General features: G+C 56.5%; 20 protein-coding genes and 1 other RNA gene. 13 read left to right on the forward strand and 8 right to left on the reverse strand.

Annotated elements, in window-relative coordinates; genetic code table 11:
- Window positions 1–7 precede the first annotated feature (7 nt).
- The 3 genes from AC2FND_RS16365 to AC2FND_RS16375 form a co-directional block, all read right to left on the reverse strand.
- Entirely contained in the window at window positions 8–142 is a 135-nt protein-coding gene (locus tag AC2FND_RS16365; protein ID WP_480505256.1) for a DinB family protein, read from the reverse strand.
- A gap of 154 nt (window positions 143–296) precedes the next feature.
- Window positions 297–1001 carry a DUF1326 domain-containing protein gene (locus tag AC2FND_RS16370; protein WP_209596177.1) on the reverse strand — a complete coding sequence of 235 codons (705 nt, stop codon included), beginning with the start codon at window positions 999–1001 and terminating at the stop codon, window positions 297–299.
- Between the two features lie 4 nt (window positions 1002–1005).
- Window positions 1006–1770 carry a DUF2182 domain-containing protein gene (locus tag AC2FND_RS16375; RefSeq protein ID WP_496770913.1) on the reverse strand — a complete coding sequence of 255 codons (765 nt, stop codon included), beginning with the start codon at window positions 1768–1770 and terminating at the stop codon, window positions 1006–1008.
- A gap of 115 nt (window positions 1771–1885) precedes the next feature.
- Between AC2FND_RS16375 and AC2FND_RS16380 the strand changes: the two genes are divergently transcribed.
- The 9 genes from AC2FND_RS16380 to AC2FND_RS16420 all read left to right on the forward strand — a co-directional run bounded on the left by AC2FND_RS16380 (window position 1886) and on the right by AC2FND_RS16420 (window position 8876).
- Window positions 1886–2617 carry a FadR/GntR family transcriptional regulator gene (locus AC2FND_RS16380; RefSeq protein WP_480505260.1) on the forward strand — a complete coding sequence of 244 codons (732 nt, stop codon included), beginning with the start codon at window positions 1886–1888 and terminating at the stop codon, window positions 2615–2617.
- 117 nt (window positions 2618–2734) lie between these two features.
- Entirely contained in the window at window positions 2735–4135 is a 1401-nt protein-coding gene (locus AC2FND_RS16385; RefSeq protein WP_496770896.1) for a selenium-binding protein SBP56-related protein, read from the forward strand.
- 13 nt (window positions 4136–4148) lie between these two features.
- On the forward strand, window positions 4149–4799 hold the full coding sequence (locus tag AC2FND_RS16390; RefSeq protein WP_496770897.1) for a hypothetical protein: 651 nt from the start codon (window positions 4149–4151) through the stop codon (window positions 4797–4799).
- 65 nt (window positions 4800–4864) lie between these two features.
- Complete coding sequence (locus AC2FND_RS16395; RefSeq protein ID WP_480481048.1) at window positions 4865–5227, forward strand: DUF4345 family protein; 363 nt, start codon at window positions 4865–4867, stop codon at window positions 5225–5227.
- Between the two features lie 36 nt (window positions 5228–5263).
- Window positions 5264–5610, forward strand: a transfer-messenger RNA (tmRNA) gene (gene ssrA, locus AC2FND_RS16400).
- 99 nt (window positions 5611–5709) lie between these two features.
- Entirely contained in the window at window positions 5710–6141 is a 432-nt protein-coding gene (locus AC2FND_RS16405; protein WP_496770898.1) for an ester cyclase, read from the forward strand.
- Between the two features lie 131 nt (window positions 6142–6272).
- Complete coding sequence (locus AC2FND_RS16410) at window positions 6273–7088, forward strand: chromate resistance protein ChrB domain-containing protein (RefSeq protein WP_496770900.1); 816 nt, start codon at window positions 6273–6275, stop codon at window positions 7086–7088.
- Window positions 7085–8338, forward strand: a complete 1254-nt coding sequence (gene chrA / locus AC2FND_RS16415) for a chromate efflux transporter (protein ID WP_496770901.1) — start codon at window positions 7085–7087, stop codon at window positions 8336–8338. Before AC2FND_RS16410 ends, chrA begins: the two co-directional genes overlap by 4 nt.
- A gap of 76 nt (window positions 8339–8414) precedes the next feature.
- The gene (locus AC2FND_RS16420) at window positions 8415–8876 is read left to right on the forward strand and encodes an SspB family protein (protein WP_480481054.1); all 462 of its coding nucleotides are present in this window, start codon (window positions 8415–8417) and stop codon (window positions 8874–8876) included.
- 27 nt (window positions 8877–8903) lie between these two features.
- On the opposite strand, the gene AC2FND_RS16425 is transcribed toward AC2FND_RS16420, so the two are convergent.
- Entirely contained in the window at window positions 8904–9467 is a 564-nt protein-coding gene (locus tag AC2FND_RS16425) for a hypothetical protein (protein WP_480481056.1), read from the reverse strand.
- 206 nt (window positions 9468–9673) lie between these two features.
- On the opposite strand from AC2FND_RS16425, the gene fumC reads away from it, so the two are divergent.
- The 4 genes from fumC to AC2FND_RS16445 are packed head-to-tail and all read left to right on the forward strand — an operon-like array spanning window position 9674 to window position 12124.
- On the forward strand, window positions 9674–11068 hold the full coding sequence (fumC, locus tag AC2FND_RS16430) for a class II fumarate hydratase (RefSeq protein ID WP_480481058.1): 1395 nt from the start codon (window positions 9674–9676) through the stop codon (window positions 11066–11068).
- Window positions 11068–11244: a DUF4169 family protein gene (locus AC2FND_RS16435; RefSeq protein WP_496770903.1), complete on the forward strand. Its 177-nt coding sequence runs from the start codon at window positions 11068–11070 to the stop codon at window positions 11242–11244. Before fumC ends, AC2FND_RS16435 begins: the two co-directional genes overlap by 1 nt.
- Window positions 11241–11462, forward strand: a complete 222-nt coding sequence (locus tag AC2FND_RS16440) for a ribbon-helix-helix domain-containing protein (protein WP_209504003.1) — start codon at window positions 11241–11243, stop codon at window positions 11460–11462. The genes AC2FND_RS16435 and AC2FND_RS16440 overlap by 4 nt, the downstream gene beginning before the upstream one ends.
- A 59-nt stretch (window positions 11463–11521) precedes the next feature.
- Window positions 11522–12124: a DNA-3-methyladenine glycosylase I gene (locus tag AC2FND_RS16445; RefSeq protein ID WP_496770905.1), complete on the forward strand. Its 603-nt coding sequence runs from the start codon at window positions 11522–11524 to the stop codon at window positions 12122–12124.
- A gap of 3 nt (window positions 12125–12127) precedes the next feature.
- On the opposite strand, the gene AC2FND_RS16450 is transcribed toward AC2FND_RS16445, so the two are convergent.
- From AC2FND_RS16450 to AC2FND_RS16465, 4 genes are all read right to left on the reverse strand, one after another.
- The gene (locus AC2FND_RS16450; RefSeq protein ID WP_209596162.1) at window positions 12128–13009 is read right to left on the reverse strand and encodes a fructose bisphosphate aldolase; all 882 of its coding nucleotides are present in this window, start codon (window positions 13007–13009) and stop codon (window positions 12128–12130) included.
- Between the two features lie 73 nt (window positions 13010–13082).
- Window positions 13083–14432, reverse strand: a complete 1350-nt coding sequence (locus AC2FND_RS16455) for a cytochrome P450 (protein WP_496770907.1) — start codon at window positions 14430–14432, stop codon at window positions 13083–13085.
- A complete protein-coding gene (locus tag AC2FND_RS16460) occupies window positions 14429–15631 on the reverse strand; it encodes a hypothetical protein (RefSeq protein ID WP_496770909.1) in 1203 nt (400 codons plus the stop codon). The genes AC2FND_RS16455 and AC2FND_RS16460 overlap by 4 nt, the downstream gene beginning before the upstream one ends.
- A 62-nt stretch (window positions 15632–15693) precedes the next feature.
- The coding region (locus tag AC2FND_RS16465) for a cytochrome c biogenesis CcdA family protein (protein ID WP_496770911.1) at window positions 15694–16331 on the reverse strand (638 nt) is incomplete at its 5' end.

Below are 16331 nucleotides of genomic sequence, written 5' to 3' on the forward strand. Positions count from 1 at the left end.
GCGGCATTCAAACCTCCTTGGGCATAAAGACGATATCGCTGACGGGCGCTTGCGACCCAACTTCGGTCAGCATCTTGCGCATTTGACCCCGGTGGTGGGTCTGATGGTTGAAGAAATGGATCACATAGTTTTCGTAAGGCATTGTGACATCGACCTCTTTTACGACTAAGCAACAGGTGATTGGCCCAATAAACAGGTCAGTTCCTGATGCGACAACTATTGCAGAAACTCGGCCAACTGCGAGTTTTGCCAGTGTTTCTAGCGCGCCACATCTTGCGTAAACGCGCCTGTGATCATCATTTGGGCCCGTGCCAATCAATCGGGCAAATCTCAGCGGACTTGCCACCAAAATCCCAAACGCGACCGTAGTCGCGCACTTTCGATTTGGTGCCGCGCGCCACGATGATGTCCGGTCCCATCCAGTATTTTGAGTTTGAAACCATCACGGGATGCTCGGGGTCTTTGCCCGCCAACATCTCGATCTCACCCTGAATCTTGCGACCGATCATGATGCGGCGTTTGGTGCCGTCGCGCTCGATCTGAACCGGCGCCCGTTCGGCCCCGATGATTTCGCTGACGAGCATGGTGAACAGACCGGTGGTACCGCCCGCCTGCCCGCTGAAGATTTGCAGCAGCCCGTTATAGGCTTTGCCGCTGGCGCGTTCGTCGACGTAAGCCGCCACTTTCCACTGGCCTTCACCCATCCGGCCGGGAATATCCACAAGCAGGCCGACATTCAGACCCGACAGGTCCTCGCCCTCATAATGGCCCTCATCAACGATAATACCCATCCAGGCATGACAATGCCCTTCGGTCGGAGGGTGCGCGCCCAGTGAAACGACGCAGGGACAGAACACATCACACGAGCAGTTCAGGATCAACTCACCCTTGATGGCCCAGTCCGTCGGACTCATCTCGCGCCGTTTGGGATTGGGCATCCGGCTGTCGATGCGTTGGCTGACGGGCAACCGGTCGGCGTCTGGTTTTCTGTTCTTAGCCATTGGCTTATCCTCCGTAGCTAATTGGATAAACGAGCAGAACAAGACCGCCCGCAATCAGCGCAAACCCCATTGGCCGGGTCACAGCATGCCCGATCTGGGGAAGTTTCTCCAATACCATGAACAGGGTCGCGAGCCCCATCCACAACAGGCTCATGACGCCGCCCACAAATCCCAGCGCCATGAAACCCCAGCAGCATCCGACGCAGAAGGCACCAAGGCCCAGCCCCATGCGCACACCGCCCGCAAATCCGGTTTTCCAATGGCCCAGGAAATAGGTCATTGGGGCGTGGCACACGCCATGGCAGACCTCTTTGACGCGCGAGAACTGAAACGCGCCAACCGCGATCATCAACCCGCCCGCAACCCAGCCGGATCTGGCAATGCCCAGCATGTCGATCACGCCACCAAACAGCAAAGCCAGTTGCGTTCCCGCGATCACAGCCGCAAATCCGACCCAGACCAAGGAATACCCTGCAAGCACACCCAACCACCCGGCACGGGTGCCATTGGCGCTTTGGATCAGGTCGTCATAGCTGCGCAGGGTCGGAACAAGCGTTGGCAGCATCATGGCCGCCATCATGACCGCCCACATCCAGAACAGCGTGCCAAACTCGGCCATCGGCATGTACATATCCATGCGCGGGTCCATCGCAGCCATCGCCTGCCCCATGGGTCCCGGACGACCGATCAGGTCAAGATCCATGTCGCGGCCCATCGCGAACAAGACCCACCATGCCCACAGGATCAGGACATAAAAGCCCAGCCACATTCCGCTGCGCAGCCAAGTACGACTCACTTCGGCCTCCCGACTCAACTCTCTTGCTTTTCAAATGTCAGACTTTTAAATGTCAGACAAATAAAAATTTGCTCAGGGTCTTCTGAACATGAAAACCGCGCCTCGGAAAACCGCCGACCTGTCTGCCCAGATTGCACATGCCATCCGGGACGCGATTGTCTCAGGCGAGTTGATCGTGGATGCGCGCCTGCCCTCGGAAGCGGAACTTTCCGAGCAATTTCAAGTCTCGCGCCCAACTGTGCGTGAGGCTTTGAAACGACTGGCGGCACAATCCCTGATCCGCACGCAGCGTGGCGCAACCGGAGGTGCGTTCGTAAACCGTCTGAGTTTCGAAGATGCCTATTCGCAGCAGATCACGACCTCGACCCTGCTGCTGTCGATGAACGCGGTCAGCTTTGATACGGCCTGCGAGGCCCGCTATGCGCTGGAACGGGCCTGTGCCCCCCTGTCTGCCCAAAGACGAACGGCGGATCAGCTTGCCACGATGCGGGCGGAAATCTTTCGCCAGTCCCAGCCCGGTCTGACGGATGAGGCGTTTTGTGCCTCAGACGTCACCTTTCACAGGGCCCTGGTAGACGGGGCCGACAACCCGGTCCTGTCCTATCAACTGGCTGGCGCGGTCGAGGCGATGCAACCTTTGATGAACATGATTACCTTCACAGCTCGGTCGCGCGAAGAAATCATCGCATTGCACACCAGAATTGCGGACGCGCTTGAAGCCAGAGACGCAGATATTGTCGACACGGCGTTGGTCGACCTGGAGCATTACACACAGCAACTGGCCCACGATGTGGCCGTACGCAAACGCAAACCGGCCTGAAGGCTTAGACGGAAACATACTTTCAAAGGCAGAGGTACGAGCAGGCAGAATGTCATCCGGCGCCAAGACCGGAACTCTCAATAAGAATTGAATGACAATGATTTACGGGAGGACGTTATGAACAAAAGACCGGACCCAACCTTTTATCCGTCGGCCAAGCTGGCGATGGAAGGCCCCGCTGAAACGCTTGCATTCACGCTGATGCTCAGCCCCGATTTTTCGCAACCTGACGGGCTGGCAGTTGTGAATGTCGATCCGACCTCGGCCGATTTCGGGAAGATCGTGCACCAGGTGATCATGCCCGAAAAAGGCGACGAGTTTCACCATTTCGGTTGGAATGCCTGTTCCTCGTCGCTGTCTCCGCTCAGCGGTCATGCCTTTCTGGAACGACGCTATCTGATTATCCCCGGTATCCGTTCCAGCCGGATATATATCATCGATGTAAAGAACCCACTTGAAGCGAAGATTCACAAGATCATCGAACCCGAGGAAGTCTTTGACAAAACCGGGTATTCACGACCGCACACGATTCATTGCGGGCCGGAAGGCATCTATGTCAGCACGCTGGGCGGCGGCGGCGCGGACGGCACCGATGGCCCTCCAGGTATTTTCATCATGGATTGTGAAACCTTCGAGATCATCGGGCGCTATGAGATCGAGCGCGGTGTGCAGGACAAGCACTATGATTTCTGGTGGAATCTGCCGCGCGATTACATGGTCAGTTCCGAATGGGGCCTTCCCCCACAATTTGAAAACGGGCTGGTGGCCGAAGATCTGCTTTCGAACAAATACGGTCACCGCATCCATTTCTGGAACCTGCGCAACCGGACCAATATTCAAACCATCGATCTGGGCGAAAACCACCAGATGGCGCTGGAAATCCGGCCCGCGCATGACCCGGTCAAACAATACGGGTTCTGCGGCGTTGTCGTTGATACAACCAACCTGCAAGGCGCAATCTTTACGTGGTGGCGCAATGACGACGGCACGTTCGAAGCCAAGAAAACGATCACCATCGACCCGCAACCCGCTGATCCTGATGATCTTCCTGATCTTCTCAAGGGGTTTGCCGCTGTACCGCCACTGGTCACCGATATCGACCTGAGCCTGGATGACAAATACCTTTATGTCGCCTGCTGGGGCACCGGTGAGATGCATCAATATGATGTGTCCGATCCGATGAACCCGACCCTTGCCGGGAAGGTCGAAATCGGAGGGATTGTCAAAAAGACCAAACATCCGAACGGTCAGACCTTTGGCTATGGCCCGCAAATGGTCGAGATCAGCCGCGATGGTAATCGCGTCTATTGGACCAATTCGCTTTATTCCACGTGGGATGATCAGTTCTATCCCGAAGAAGGCGGTGCGGCCATGGTCAAGGCGGATGTCGGCGACAATGGCGGGCTGGTTTTGGACCCGAAGTTCTGGGTCGATTTCCCCAAAGGATATCGCAGCCACCAAATCCGGCTGGAGGGCGGAGATTGTTCAACCGACAGTTTCTGTTACCCTTCGGTCTGAATTGGAAATCCTGATGACATCAACGGCTGGCCTTTGGCTGGCCGTTGTTCTGAGCGGCGCGTATCACGGGCTGAACCCCGGGATGGGCTGGCCGCTGGCGGTTTCGTCAGCCCTGATGGAGCAGCGCCAATCCGCCCTCTGGCGCGCGCTGGCAGCTTTGGCCGGTGGACATTTCATTGCCATGCTGGGTGTCCTTCTGCCTTTTGCGCTGATGGCCGTTCTGGTCGACTATCAACGGGAAATCCGCATCGGGGCTGCGTTGACTGTCATCGCGATGGGGCTTTACATTGCGATCACCCGCCGTCACCCCCGTTTTCTGTCGCGCATACCACCCAGCAAACTGGCGCTGTGGTCGTTTCTCGTGGCTCTTGCACACGGGGCCGCCCTTATGCTGGTTCCGATCTATCTGGGTCTGTGCCAGCTGGATGAACTGGATGCCGGTCATCAGGCGATATCCAAAATCATGACAACAAACGGTCTGCTGGTTCTGGGGGTCGCGGCCTTGCATACCGCCGCCATGGTTCTGGGCGGAGGGTTTCTGGCCTTCGCTGTTTATCGTTGGTTGGGGCTGCGTTTTCTGTCCCGCAGCTGGTTCAACCTTGAACTCATCTGGGCGCTCAGCCTTGTTTTGGTTGGTCTTTTGGGGCTGTGGTCGGCGGTTTAATCGCTTTCCTTTGGGTCGCAACACACTATCCTCAGGTTCTGATATTACAATTCAATGAGGCCCCGATGATCACGACCCTGAATGTCATTGCCGCGTTGCTGACAATCGGTTTTGGCCTGTTCGGCTTTCTGGCGCCAGTTCATACCGCCAACGCGCTGGATCTTGCACCTACCAACAGCACCATGGGTCTGAGCGAACTGCGCGCTTCGGTCGGAGGGCTGTTTGTCGTCTCGGGCATTGCTGTCATCTGGCTGAATTCTCCGATGGCCTACACGATGCTGGGCATTGTCTATGCCGGTGCCGCACTGGGCCGCTTCCTGTCACTGGCGCTAGATAACCCGCCTTTTTTGAAGGCAGCGACTTTTGGAGGAATCGAACTGGTTCTGGCGACATGGTTGATCGCCGCCAACTTCAATAGGGCCGCGTAACGATCTGTAATTAAAGCTAACAAAGATGTGCAATCCGGGTTTGCATCCGTCGCTGACCTCACCTATATATGAGGTGTCCTTCGGGACTATGGACATAAACGCGCTCGTAATAAGCGGATCGGACCCGGGGGCGGTACCCGGCGGCTCCACCAAAATCCTTCGTTTGAGGATCACGGGGCCGAAACAGGATCGACGAACGTCTAAAGGGGTAAGCTTTGTCTCGGCTGTCTGCCACCGTTACCGGCGAAAACAGTACAATTGCAAACGACAATCGTGCTCCGGTTGCAGTTGCTGCGTAAGCAGTAACAAGACCGAAACTTAAGTCCTTGCGCCTAGCCGCGTAAGGCGGGGTTCGCAGGTACCTGGCAACAGAAACCTGCACTTCCCCCCAATATGTCTGAGATTTATGCCGCCTTTGCGCAGATTCAGAGTTTGTTCATTCCTTTTTGCCATCGTGTTCGCAGTTGGACAGGAGCGTTGGGATGACGAATTCAGAGATACTCAGATCCTGGTATTCTGAGGTTTGGGAAAACGGAAACACCGAGGCCATCGATCAGTTCTTTGCGCCAGAAACCATGGCCGAGGGGTTAATCCCCGAAATGCAAGTGGGTGCAGAGGATTTTCGGGATCTAGTCACGGCATTTCGCCATGTCTTGGGGGATATCAAGGTGGATTTGCCCAAGATCATCGAGAATGGCGATTGGGTATCCGCCATCCTGCATGTGCAGACGTGCCGGGCCGATAATGGTGCCCCTTTGGAGGTCACCGGTCAGGTCATGGCCCGGTTCAAAAACAATAAGATGGTCGAAGCGTATAATCATTTCGATTTCATCTCGTTTTTTGAAGAGATGGGTCAGTTTCCTGCCGACACCCTTCCGGTGTGCATGACCGGTCAGAGGCTCGACTGGGCCTGACGGTTCAAACCGCAAACTTGACCCCCTACGTTCTTGCGCGGTAGCACTGACGCAGGGGGTCAGCTTGCGAACACCCCGTGAGGCGTCAGCCCAAGCTTCGCATGGATCCGAATGACTAAAGGAGACATGCTATGGCTGCCCTTAACGCCATCACACCAACCCAATTGAGCCGATTGATCGGAACGCCTCAGGCGCCCGTTCTGATCGACATACGCACCGACGCGGATTTCAGTGAGGATCCGCGGCTGATACCGGGATCAACTCGCTGTCCGCACACGGAAATCGACGCAATAAGCCGTCTGATTGGCAACGACCCTTGTGTAATTATCTGCCACAAAGGCAAAAAGCTCAGCCAAGGGGTGGCATCCTGGCTGCGCGGGATGGGCAAAAACGCCGAACATCTGGAAGGTGGGTTTGTAGGGTGGCACGAGCAGCGCGAGGCGCCGTTGATCCCACAGTCGATTCTGCCGGCGCCCATTAATGGCAGCACATTGTGGGTTACCCGCCAAAGGCCCAAAATTGACCGTATCGCCTGCCCCTGGCTGATCCGCCGGTTTGTTGATCGCAATGCACGGTTCCTTTTCGTCGCGTCGGAAGAAGTTCAGGGAGTCGTTGATCATTTTGATGCCACCCCCTTTGACGTTCCGAGTACTTTTTGGACGCATCAGGACAGCGGCTGCACATTTGACACAATGATCCGGGCATTTGACCTGCGAACCGAGGCGCTTGAGCGTATGGCCCGGATCATTCGCGCTGCGGATACCGACCAGCACGATCTGGCCCCGGAAGCCGCTGGGTTGCTGGCGTTCTCGGTTGGTTTGTCCCGCCAGTATCGCGATGATCATGCGCAACTTGAAGCCGGGTTGCGCCTTTATGATGCCCTGTTCCGCTGGGCACGCGACGGGTTTGATGAAAAGCATGACTGGCCATCGGGTCATGGCGCATGAAACCTTCGGCACTGGACCTTTTCAAGGTATTCGGACGGATCGGCCTGTTGTCATTTGGCGGCCCCGCTGCCCAGATCTCGCTGATGCATCAGGAACTGGTCGAGCGCAGGCCCTGGCTGGATGAACAGACCTATCTGCGCGCGCTTTCCTTGTGCATGTTGCTGCCCGGTCCCGAGGCAATGCAATTGGCAACCTACGCAGGCTGGCGCTTGCGCGGCGTCGCGGGCGGGCTGATTGCGGGTAGCCTGTTCGTTTTGCCAGGGGCGTTTGTCATTACTGTCCTGGTCGCGCTTTATACAGCATTCGGCGACATTCCACTGGTGCAATCCGCATTTACCGGCATCAAGGCGACCGTCATCGTGATCGTCCTGCAAGCCCTGCGCAAGCTGTCAGGTAAGGCGCTGACGGATACGGAGCATCGTGTCATCGCGGGTCTGTCGTTTCTGTCGATCTTTCTGTTCAACCTGCCCTTCCCCCTGATCATTTTGATCGCGGCCCTTTGGGGGTATTTGCGTTATAATGGACCCAACGGGAAAACCGCGGCTCAGGACACGCCGCACCTTGCCCGCTCGGCCCGGACGATAGCGATCTGGTTGCCGCTTTGGCTGGGGCCGCTTGTCGCGTTAACACTCAGCGGCCACCAATTGCTCAGCGATCTGGGATGGTTCTTTGCCCGGCTGGCTGTCGTGACCTTTGGCGGCGCCTATGCCGTTCTGGCCTATATGTCGCAAACGGTTGTGGATCAGTACCACTGGATCAGTGCAGACCAGATGATCGACGGATTGGGGCTGGCAGAAACCACCCCTGGGCCATTGATACTGGTTACGCAGTTCGTCGCCATGCTGGCGGGGCAGAACAACGATGGGTTCTCATTGGCGCTTGCCGCGGGCGCTGTCGCGCTATGGGCAACGTTTGTGCCCTGCTTTTTGTGGATTTTCCTGACGGCCCCCTATCTTGATCGGTTGGCCTCGCGCCCCCGCCTGTCTGCCGCCCTTCACGGCATCACCGCCGCTGTTGTCGGAGTGATTCTCAACCTTTCCGTGTGGTTTGCCCTGAATGTTCTTTTCGAATCGGTGCCAGACATGAATTTGGGTCCGGCGGCAATACCCGTGCCCCAAGTGTCTTCGCTCAACATCCCGGCGCTTGCGTTAACCTTTATTGCTGGAATATTGATATTTCGACTAAAATTGGGGATCGGAACAGTGTTGGTTCTGATGTCACTGGCAGGGCTGGTTGCGCATAATATCTGATCAATCCGATCATACCTGCCCTTTCGTTTCCGAACAAAACCCCTATGCTGAGCTTAACCACTTTTGAGGATGACACATGTCGCAAGGCATCGACTATGGCAACCTGATGCACACCGCCATGCGCGGGCTTATCAAGACTGTGCTGACGGATGTATCGAAATCCGGTCTGCCCGGAGCGCATCACTTTTTCATTACCTTCGACACACGCGAAGATGGCGTGGATATCGCCGATTGGCTGCGCGACCGGTATCCGGAAGAAATGACAATCGTCATGCAACACTGGTTTGAAAACCTCGAGGTCGGAGAGAACGGATTCGCCATTACCCTTAATTTCGGAGACGCGCCGGAACCGCTTTACATCCCCTATGGCGCGATCAAGACCTTTGTCGATCCATCGGTGGAATTTGGACTGCGGTTCGAAAGCCCGGACGACGAAGATGAGGACGATTATGTTGCAGAGGACTTGATCGAAGTCGAAGAGGAAGAACAGGCGCATCACGACGCCGATGTCGTGTCGCTGGACAGCTTCCGCAAATAAGCCTTTGAGCCCCGCCCTGCGCGGGGTTCAGCGTTTCATCAGAAATGTTTCGACAGATCGGGATTTCTGACCGTCTATGAAGCGCGAGAATGACAGGTTCAGCCCGTCTTCGGCCAGGGTTCGGTCGAACTGCTGCAATTCATATCCGCCGTCAACGTCAATGAACAACGAAAACACCGTCAGCGTTTCGCCTTCGATACGCCCCCAGACGAAGGGTTCACCTTTCATCGGATCCAGCGGAACCTCATGACCGAACACGTTGCGTTTCATTGCGGCCGAAAATACATCCGGGCGGTCCGAGGGCACGAAGTCGATGGAAAACTGCTGTTCTTTTACCCGCCCGTCCAGCTTGTAGGTCGTGGTTTGCCAGCTGACGTTGAACCCGTTTTTGGTCTCGAAAATGGAAACGCTCATATCCCGCGGGGTTGAGGTTCCGTCCGCATCCACGACATTTGCCGAGCCCACATAATCCCCCAGGAACGGGGTAATGTCCGCGGCGCGCGCAGATGCGCCCAGAACAGACAGCCACAAAGCACAGACAGCAAATAACACGATCGCTTTTTCAAGCGTAATGCGATGGAAATTAGACATCTTGTCCTCCAAGGCGGCTACGAACCTATTGTAGCTGAGAGGGGGCCGCGCACAATGGCACATTCCCCGACGATAACAATAAAAGTGACGCACCCCGCGCCTATACCTTTGACGCCCTTGGGTTTAAGGTGCGCGCAACTGGCCGATTGCGTCACAGCTTGGCTGCGGCTAAACGGCATACAACAGCATACCAGACGGAGTGACAGATGTCTCAGACCCGCACCGAATCCGACAGCTTTGGCCCGCTCGAGGTTCCTGTCGACAAGTATTGGGGCGCGCAAACGCAGCGTTCGATCATGAACTTCCCGATCGGTTGGGAGAAACAACCCATTGCCATTGTGCGTGCGCTGGGCGTGATCAAGCAAGCCTGCGCGATGGAGAACAAGGCGACCGGAAAACTGGATGCCAGGATTGCCGATGCCATCATTCAGGCCGCGGGTGAGGTGATCGAAGGCAAGTTTGACGACAACTTTCCGCTGGTCGTCTGGCAGACGGGTTCCGGCACCCAGTCGAACATGAACTCGAACGAGGTCATCGCGAACCGCGCCATCGAAATTCTGGGCGGTGTCATCGGTTCAAAAGACCCCGTGCATCCGAACGATCACTGCAACATGGGTCAGTCGTCGAATGACACCTTTCCCACCGCGATGCACATCGCCACAGCGATGAGTGTTCGTGACGTCCTTCTGCCTGGGCTGGAAAAGCTGGCCTCTGGTCTTGAGCAGAAGGCTGATGAGTTCAAGGACATCATCAAGATCGGCCGGACTCATACGCAGGATGCAACGCCTCTGACACTGGGGCAGGAATTCAGCGGTTATGCCCACCAGATCCGTCAGGGGATTGCACGCGTTCACGCAGCGCTGCCCGGTATTTATGAGCTGGCGCAGGGTGGCACCGCCGTAGGCACCGGCCTGAACACCCAAAACGGTTGGGGCGAAGCTGTGGCGGGCCATATGGCGCAGATCACCGGCCTGCCCTTCGTGACCGCGCCGAACAAGTTCGAAGCGCTGGCCGCCCATGACGCCATGGTCTTTATGTCCGGGGCTTTGGCGACCATCGCGGGCAGCTGTTACAAGATTGCCAACGACATCCGTTTCCTGGGTTCTGGTCCGCGTTCGGGGCTTGGCGAACTGATCCTGCCCGAGAACGAGCCCGGCTCGTCCATCATGCCCGGCAAGGTGAACCCGACCCAAGCCGAGGCGCTGACACAGGTTGCGGCGCATGTGATGGGCAACAACGCCGCTATGAATTTTGCAGGTAGTCAGGGCCATTTCGAGCTGAACGTCTATAACCCGATGATGTCCTACAACCTGTTGCAATCCATCCAGTTGCTGGGCGACGCTGCCGACAGCTTTACCGAGCGGATGTTGCTGGGCATCAAGGCCAATGAGCCGCGCATCGACAAGCTGATGAAGGAATCGCTGATGCTCGTGACGGCGCTGGCCCCGACCATCGGCTATGACAACGCCACCACGGTCGCCAAGACCGCGCATAAGAACGGCACAACCCTCAAGGAAGAAGCCATCGCGCTGGGGTTTGTGGACGAGGCAACCTTTGATGCCGTTGTGCGCCCCGAACAGATGATCGGCCCGAAAGACTGATGGGCAAGCCGGTCAACCTGAACCGGTATCGAAAAGAAAAGGCGCGGGCCAAAAAGAAGGCCCGCGCAGATCAGAATGCCGTCGCCTTTGGGCGCACCAAGTCCGAGAAAGCAATCGTTAGGCTTCAGCAGAGCAAGCAGAAGCGTGACCTTGACAATCACGAGCTGGATGAATGAGCGGTCGACCGGTAAAACGTTCATTGACCCTCAAGGGACACCGGACATCAGTCTCGCTTGAAGACGAATTCTGGCGGGCATTTCGCGATATTGCGAAAGAAAAAGATCAGCCAATCAATGCACTGGCCGCGCAAATTGATGTTGACCGCGACCCGGAAACCGGATTGGCCTCGGCTATTCGCGTGTTTATTCTGAACTGGTACCGCGACAAGGTTTAACGCTTGTCAGATCTTGGTTGTTGGGTGTAACGTCCCCAAGGAACAAAAGAGGTACATTCATGGGTAACACGATATCTGGACCTGACGGTCAACCTCGGTGTTCCTGGTGCCAGGCGGCGCCGGAATTCTTTGACTATCATGACAACGAATGGGGGTTTCCGGTCTCGGATGATCAGCGATTGTTCGAGAAACTGTGCCTGGAGAGTTTTCAATCGGGTCTTAGCTGGCGCACGATCCTGAACAAGCGCGAGAATTTCCGAGAAGCATTTTACGGGTTTGATTTCAACAAGATGGCCGACTTCTCTGAAGTTGATATTGAACGTCTGCTGCAAAATGATGGGATCATTCGCCACCGGGGCAAGATCGAGGCGGTGATCAACAACGCCCGCCGCGTGCAGGAACTGGTGGCATCGGAAGGATCGCTGGCGGCTTATGTCTGGCGGTATGAGGCGGAAACCCCGCCGCCGCCACAATCGACATCCACATCGCCCGAGTCGGTGGCAATGTCGAAGGACCTCAAGAAACGGGGTTGGAAATTTGTTGGCCCCACGACGGTGTTTGCGTTCATGCAGGCCATGGGGCTGGTCAATGACCATGCCAAAGGCTGTATCAGCAGAAAAAAAGCGGCACAGTTGCGCCGCTCTTTCACGAAACCTGTCTGAGGATCAGACCGAAGCTTTGAAGATCTTGTCGATATTGCCGCCCAAAGCGGCGTTGAATTCGGCGTCCGACTGCTGTTTCGAGAGACCTTCGGTCAGTGCGCGCGAGAAAGACGCGATCATTTTGCCGTTCTGTTCCAACAGGTTGCAGGCCTCTTCGGTCGAATACCCGCCTGACAGCGCGACAACGCGCAGAACACGCGGATGGTCGGCCAGTTCGTCATACAGGTTTGCCTGGGTCGGGATCGTCAGCTTCAGCATGACCTCTTGCCCTTCGGCCAGCTGGTCGAGGTTCTTCAGGATTTCAGCTTTCAGAATGTCCTCGGCCTCGGCCTTGGTTTCTGAATGAATGTTGACCTCCGGCTCGACGATTGGAACCATTCCAGCGTCAGTCACTTCACGGGCGACGTTGAATTGCTGGGCGACCACGGCCGCGATGCCGTCGGCATTGGCCTCGTGGATGACCGAACGTTCCTTGGTGCCGAATACGCCTTCTGCCTTTGCCAGCGTGTCGGCCAGACCGGGGATCGGTTTCATCAACTGAACGCCGTTGGCCTGATCCTCGAGGCCCTTGTCGATTTTCAGGAATGGCACGATGCCTTTGACCGACCAGAGATAATCAGCAACCTTGCGGCCCTCGATCTCTTCACCAAGGGTGCGTTCGAACAGGATCGCACCGATGACTTTGTCTTTGGTGAAGTCATTTGCCAGAATGATCCGCGCGCGCATCTTTTGAATTTCGCCGAACATCTCAGCGTCCGAGCTGTAGGTCGATGCGTCAACGCCGTACAACGCCAGAGCTTTCGGGGTCGAGCCGCCGCTTTGATCCAATGCCGCGATAAAGCCTGCGCCATTGATCATCTGCGCGCGCTGTTCTGCTTTGGCCATAATGTTTTCCCGTTCAATGATGATTCCGATGTCTTCCCCCGCATACATCACAGTCAGGACCGATGGTAGTTTGTTAGCGCTCAACCAGCCGCAACCATATGCCATCCCTGGATCGAACGGTCAGATGGGCCACCGGAACCGGTGTTTTGCCGCTGATTGTTTCGAATTTGAAATTTCGCACCAGCATCGACAGGATCAGCGGCCCTTCGACCATGGCAAACCCGGCCCCGGTACAGACGCGGGGACCTGCGGAAAATGGGATATATGCCTCGCGTTGGCATGTTTTGCCGTTTTCACTGTTCCAGCGGGACGGGTCAAAGCCGTCGGGATTGTCCCATAACCGTTCGTGACGGTGCAGATGCCAGGGGCTGATGACGATTTGTGACCTTTTCGGAACGTCTCTGTTTCGGAACTGGTGTGGGCACGTGACCTCTCGCACCATCATGGGAACTGGTGGGTAAAGGCGCAGTGCCTCGCGAAACACGTCGCGGCTGATCTTGAGTTTGGAAACCGAGGCAAAGGTCGGATCGTCCAGAGCGGCAGCTTCGTCAGCAATCCTTTCCTGCCACTCGGGATAAATTGCCAGCAGGTACAATGTCCACGCCAGAGCCGATGCGCTGGTTTCATGGCCTGCCAGAAAGAAGATCGCGACCTGATCAACCATTTCCTCGGGCCCGAAAAACTGGCCGGTTTCAGGATCAGCGGTTGTCATGATCTTGGTTGCCAGATCATCGGGGGCGGTTCCGGCCTTGATCGTCTCGGCCCGCTCATGGGTCAGGTCAGTGATCAGGTTACGAATGTCTTCGGCGTTTTTCCGTGTCGTCCGGGAGTGAAACCGAGGCATCCATTTGGGCAGCGGAACGAAGGCTGCAAGGTTCAGCAGTGGTTGTTCGCGCTGGTAGTTGCGGAACTTTTCAAACACCTTGCTGGCTATGGCGTGGTCGATTGGCACCGAAAACAACGTGCGAAAAATCACATCCGCTGCGGCGTGGCTTGTTTGTTCTTCGACTTCGATCTGTTTGTCGGCATGAGGGCGCAACCGCTCAACACATGCGTCTGCCGCGGCCAGCATGGCGGGAAACGTATCTTTCAGCCGCCCGCCTTCAAATGCCGGGTCAATGATGCGCCGCTGTCGTTTCCACGTCTCTCCATTGGTTAGGAACACCGAATTTCCAAGCAAGGGGCGCAGGCCTTCGCTGATCCGGCCCGATTTAGGAAAATCTTCGGGTCTTTTCCTGAGGACGGTGTCAATCAGGTCCGGTTGATTGATCAGGAAGGACCGGAAGAAGGGTGTCCTGAATTCGGCCATCCACGCGCGATAAAGGCGCGCTGGCTGTGCAGACAGCAGATCCTGACGAAACAATTTCAGATAACGCAGTAGGGAAACCTTGTCTGCGCGCGGCTGGGGCTTGGGCGGGGTCATGGACGCACCGACGTGTATTTGGACACTGGCGTCTCAATCCGGCTGCGCGAAGGTGTGCGCCCAAGGAACCGCTGCTTTAGCGTCAAAGGGCCTGCCGTAATTCGGAAATAGTCGTACGGACCCGGCTTATCGAATGCGCAAAGGTATTGAAAATGCAGCCGGAAAAACCGCCAGCGCAGGGCTTTCCAACGTTCAGGTAACAGGGTTTGGGTAAAGGCTGCCGACAGGACAAGCGGCCAACGTTTCTCCGGCCCGGCCACCCCTGTAACGGCCACCGGATCACACAGCGCAAATGCGCAGCCATCCCCGGGGGCCGAGACATCGACCCATGTGATGGCTGAACTGGAGGAAAGGAATTGAAGGTCGGACCGAAGGCCCTGCGCATTTGGCAGAAAGGACACCATAGGCACCACCTGCCCCAGGCTGAGGAACGACAACTCTGCCCCTTGTTGCGGCACCGCCCTGTCGCGGATCAGGTCGGCCAGAACAGACACCGCCAGATGCGCGCCCGAACTGTGGCCTACCACCAGAACCTCATCCACACCAGATATCAGCGCGGCTTCAATCGCCTTGCGGAATGCGGCCAGCCTGTCCTTCAGTTTAAGCGGAGTTTCCCCCTTCAGCTGTGCGGAATAGGCATAATCATGCATCAGGTAGTAGGCAAACAGCCGGTTGTCGATCTTGCGGAACCACAGCATCAGCGCAACCGCAACGGCGATACCCGGAAACAGGCCCCACCAGCCGGCCACAACCACAGATGCCCACACGACCGCAAGCGCAACCAGCAACTGAGACACCAACATCGCCACCGGATAGAGCGCCGCAATCACCGGGCCTTTGCGCAACCGCATGAGGCGCCACAAAGCACCGGTCGAAATGTATATCCACGCCGTGTGCGCCAACTTCGCATAGGTTGCTGGGATCGACGCGGACATGCTGTCGCGCACGATGTCTGACCAGACCAGTACTTCGATCTCTGTCTCAACAGACGCACCGTCCTGCATTGATGTCACGGACCAGCCGAACAGACCTTTTGCGGACTTAGGGGCAATCGTGATCTCATATCCTGAAATCCGGGCCTGCGCTTGCGACTCGGTTCGGTAAAGCTCGCGATATCGTCGCGGCGGCATCGGGTCATAACCGGGGATGTAGAACACCCGGCGTTTGCGCACCTGTGACTGATTTCTCTGACTGCTCATGCCTTTACCTTCTGCCGCGCAGGTTAACGCAGGCTTTAGGTCAAGGTAAGGGGGTCAGACGCTCAACCGAAATTCGCAAGCGCCGGAAAGGTTTCCAGCAACCACCAACTGAAGCGGGTGAACAGGCCCGTGATCAGCATGATGCCCACGAACAGCAGCAGCCCACCCATGACTTTTTCGATCACACCCATATAGGGTTTGATCCGGTTCATCACGGTCATAGAGCGGTTGAGGAACATGGCAGCCAGCAGAAACGGAATACCCAATCCAGCCGCATAAACACCCAGTAACAGCGTTCCACGCGCCACCGAGGCCTCGGATGCCGCAAGTGACAGGATCGCGCCAAGTTGGGGGCCTATGCAAGGCGTCCAACCGAATGCAAAGGCCAATCCAAGAATATAAGCACCAAAGACCGAACCACCGGAATCACCGGTTTCGATCCGCGCTTCGCGGTCCAGAAAGGGGATGCGGAAGACGTTCAGGAAATGCAGACCAAAGACAATGACAACGGCACCAGACAGTTTGGCGAAAAGTACCTGATTTTGCAGCACAAACGCCCCGAAGGCAGATGCAGTGAAACCCAACAGCAGAAAAACTGTCGACAGGCCCAACACAAAGAACAGCGCTGACATGGTTGCCTTGCGCCGGGCGCGGGCCTCATCCTGCATCTCGTTGATCGTGACACCGCTCATATATGCCA

The sequence above is a fragment of the Ruegeria sp. BHSB056 genome (assembly GCF_059613305.1).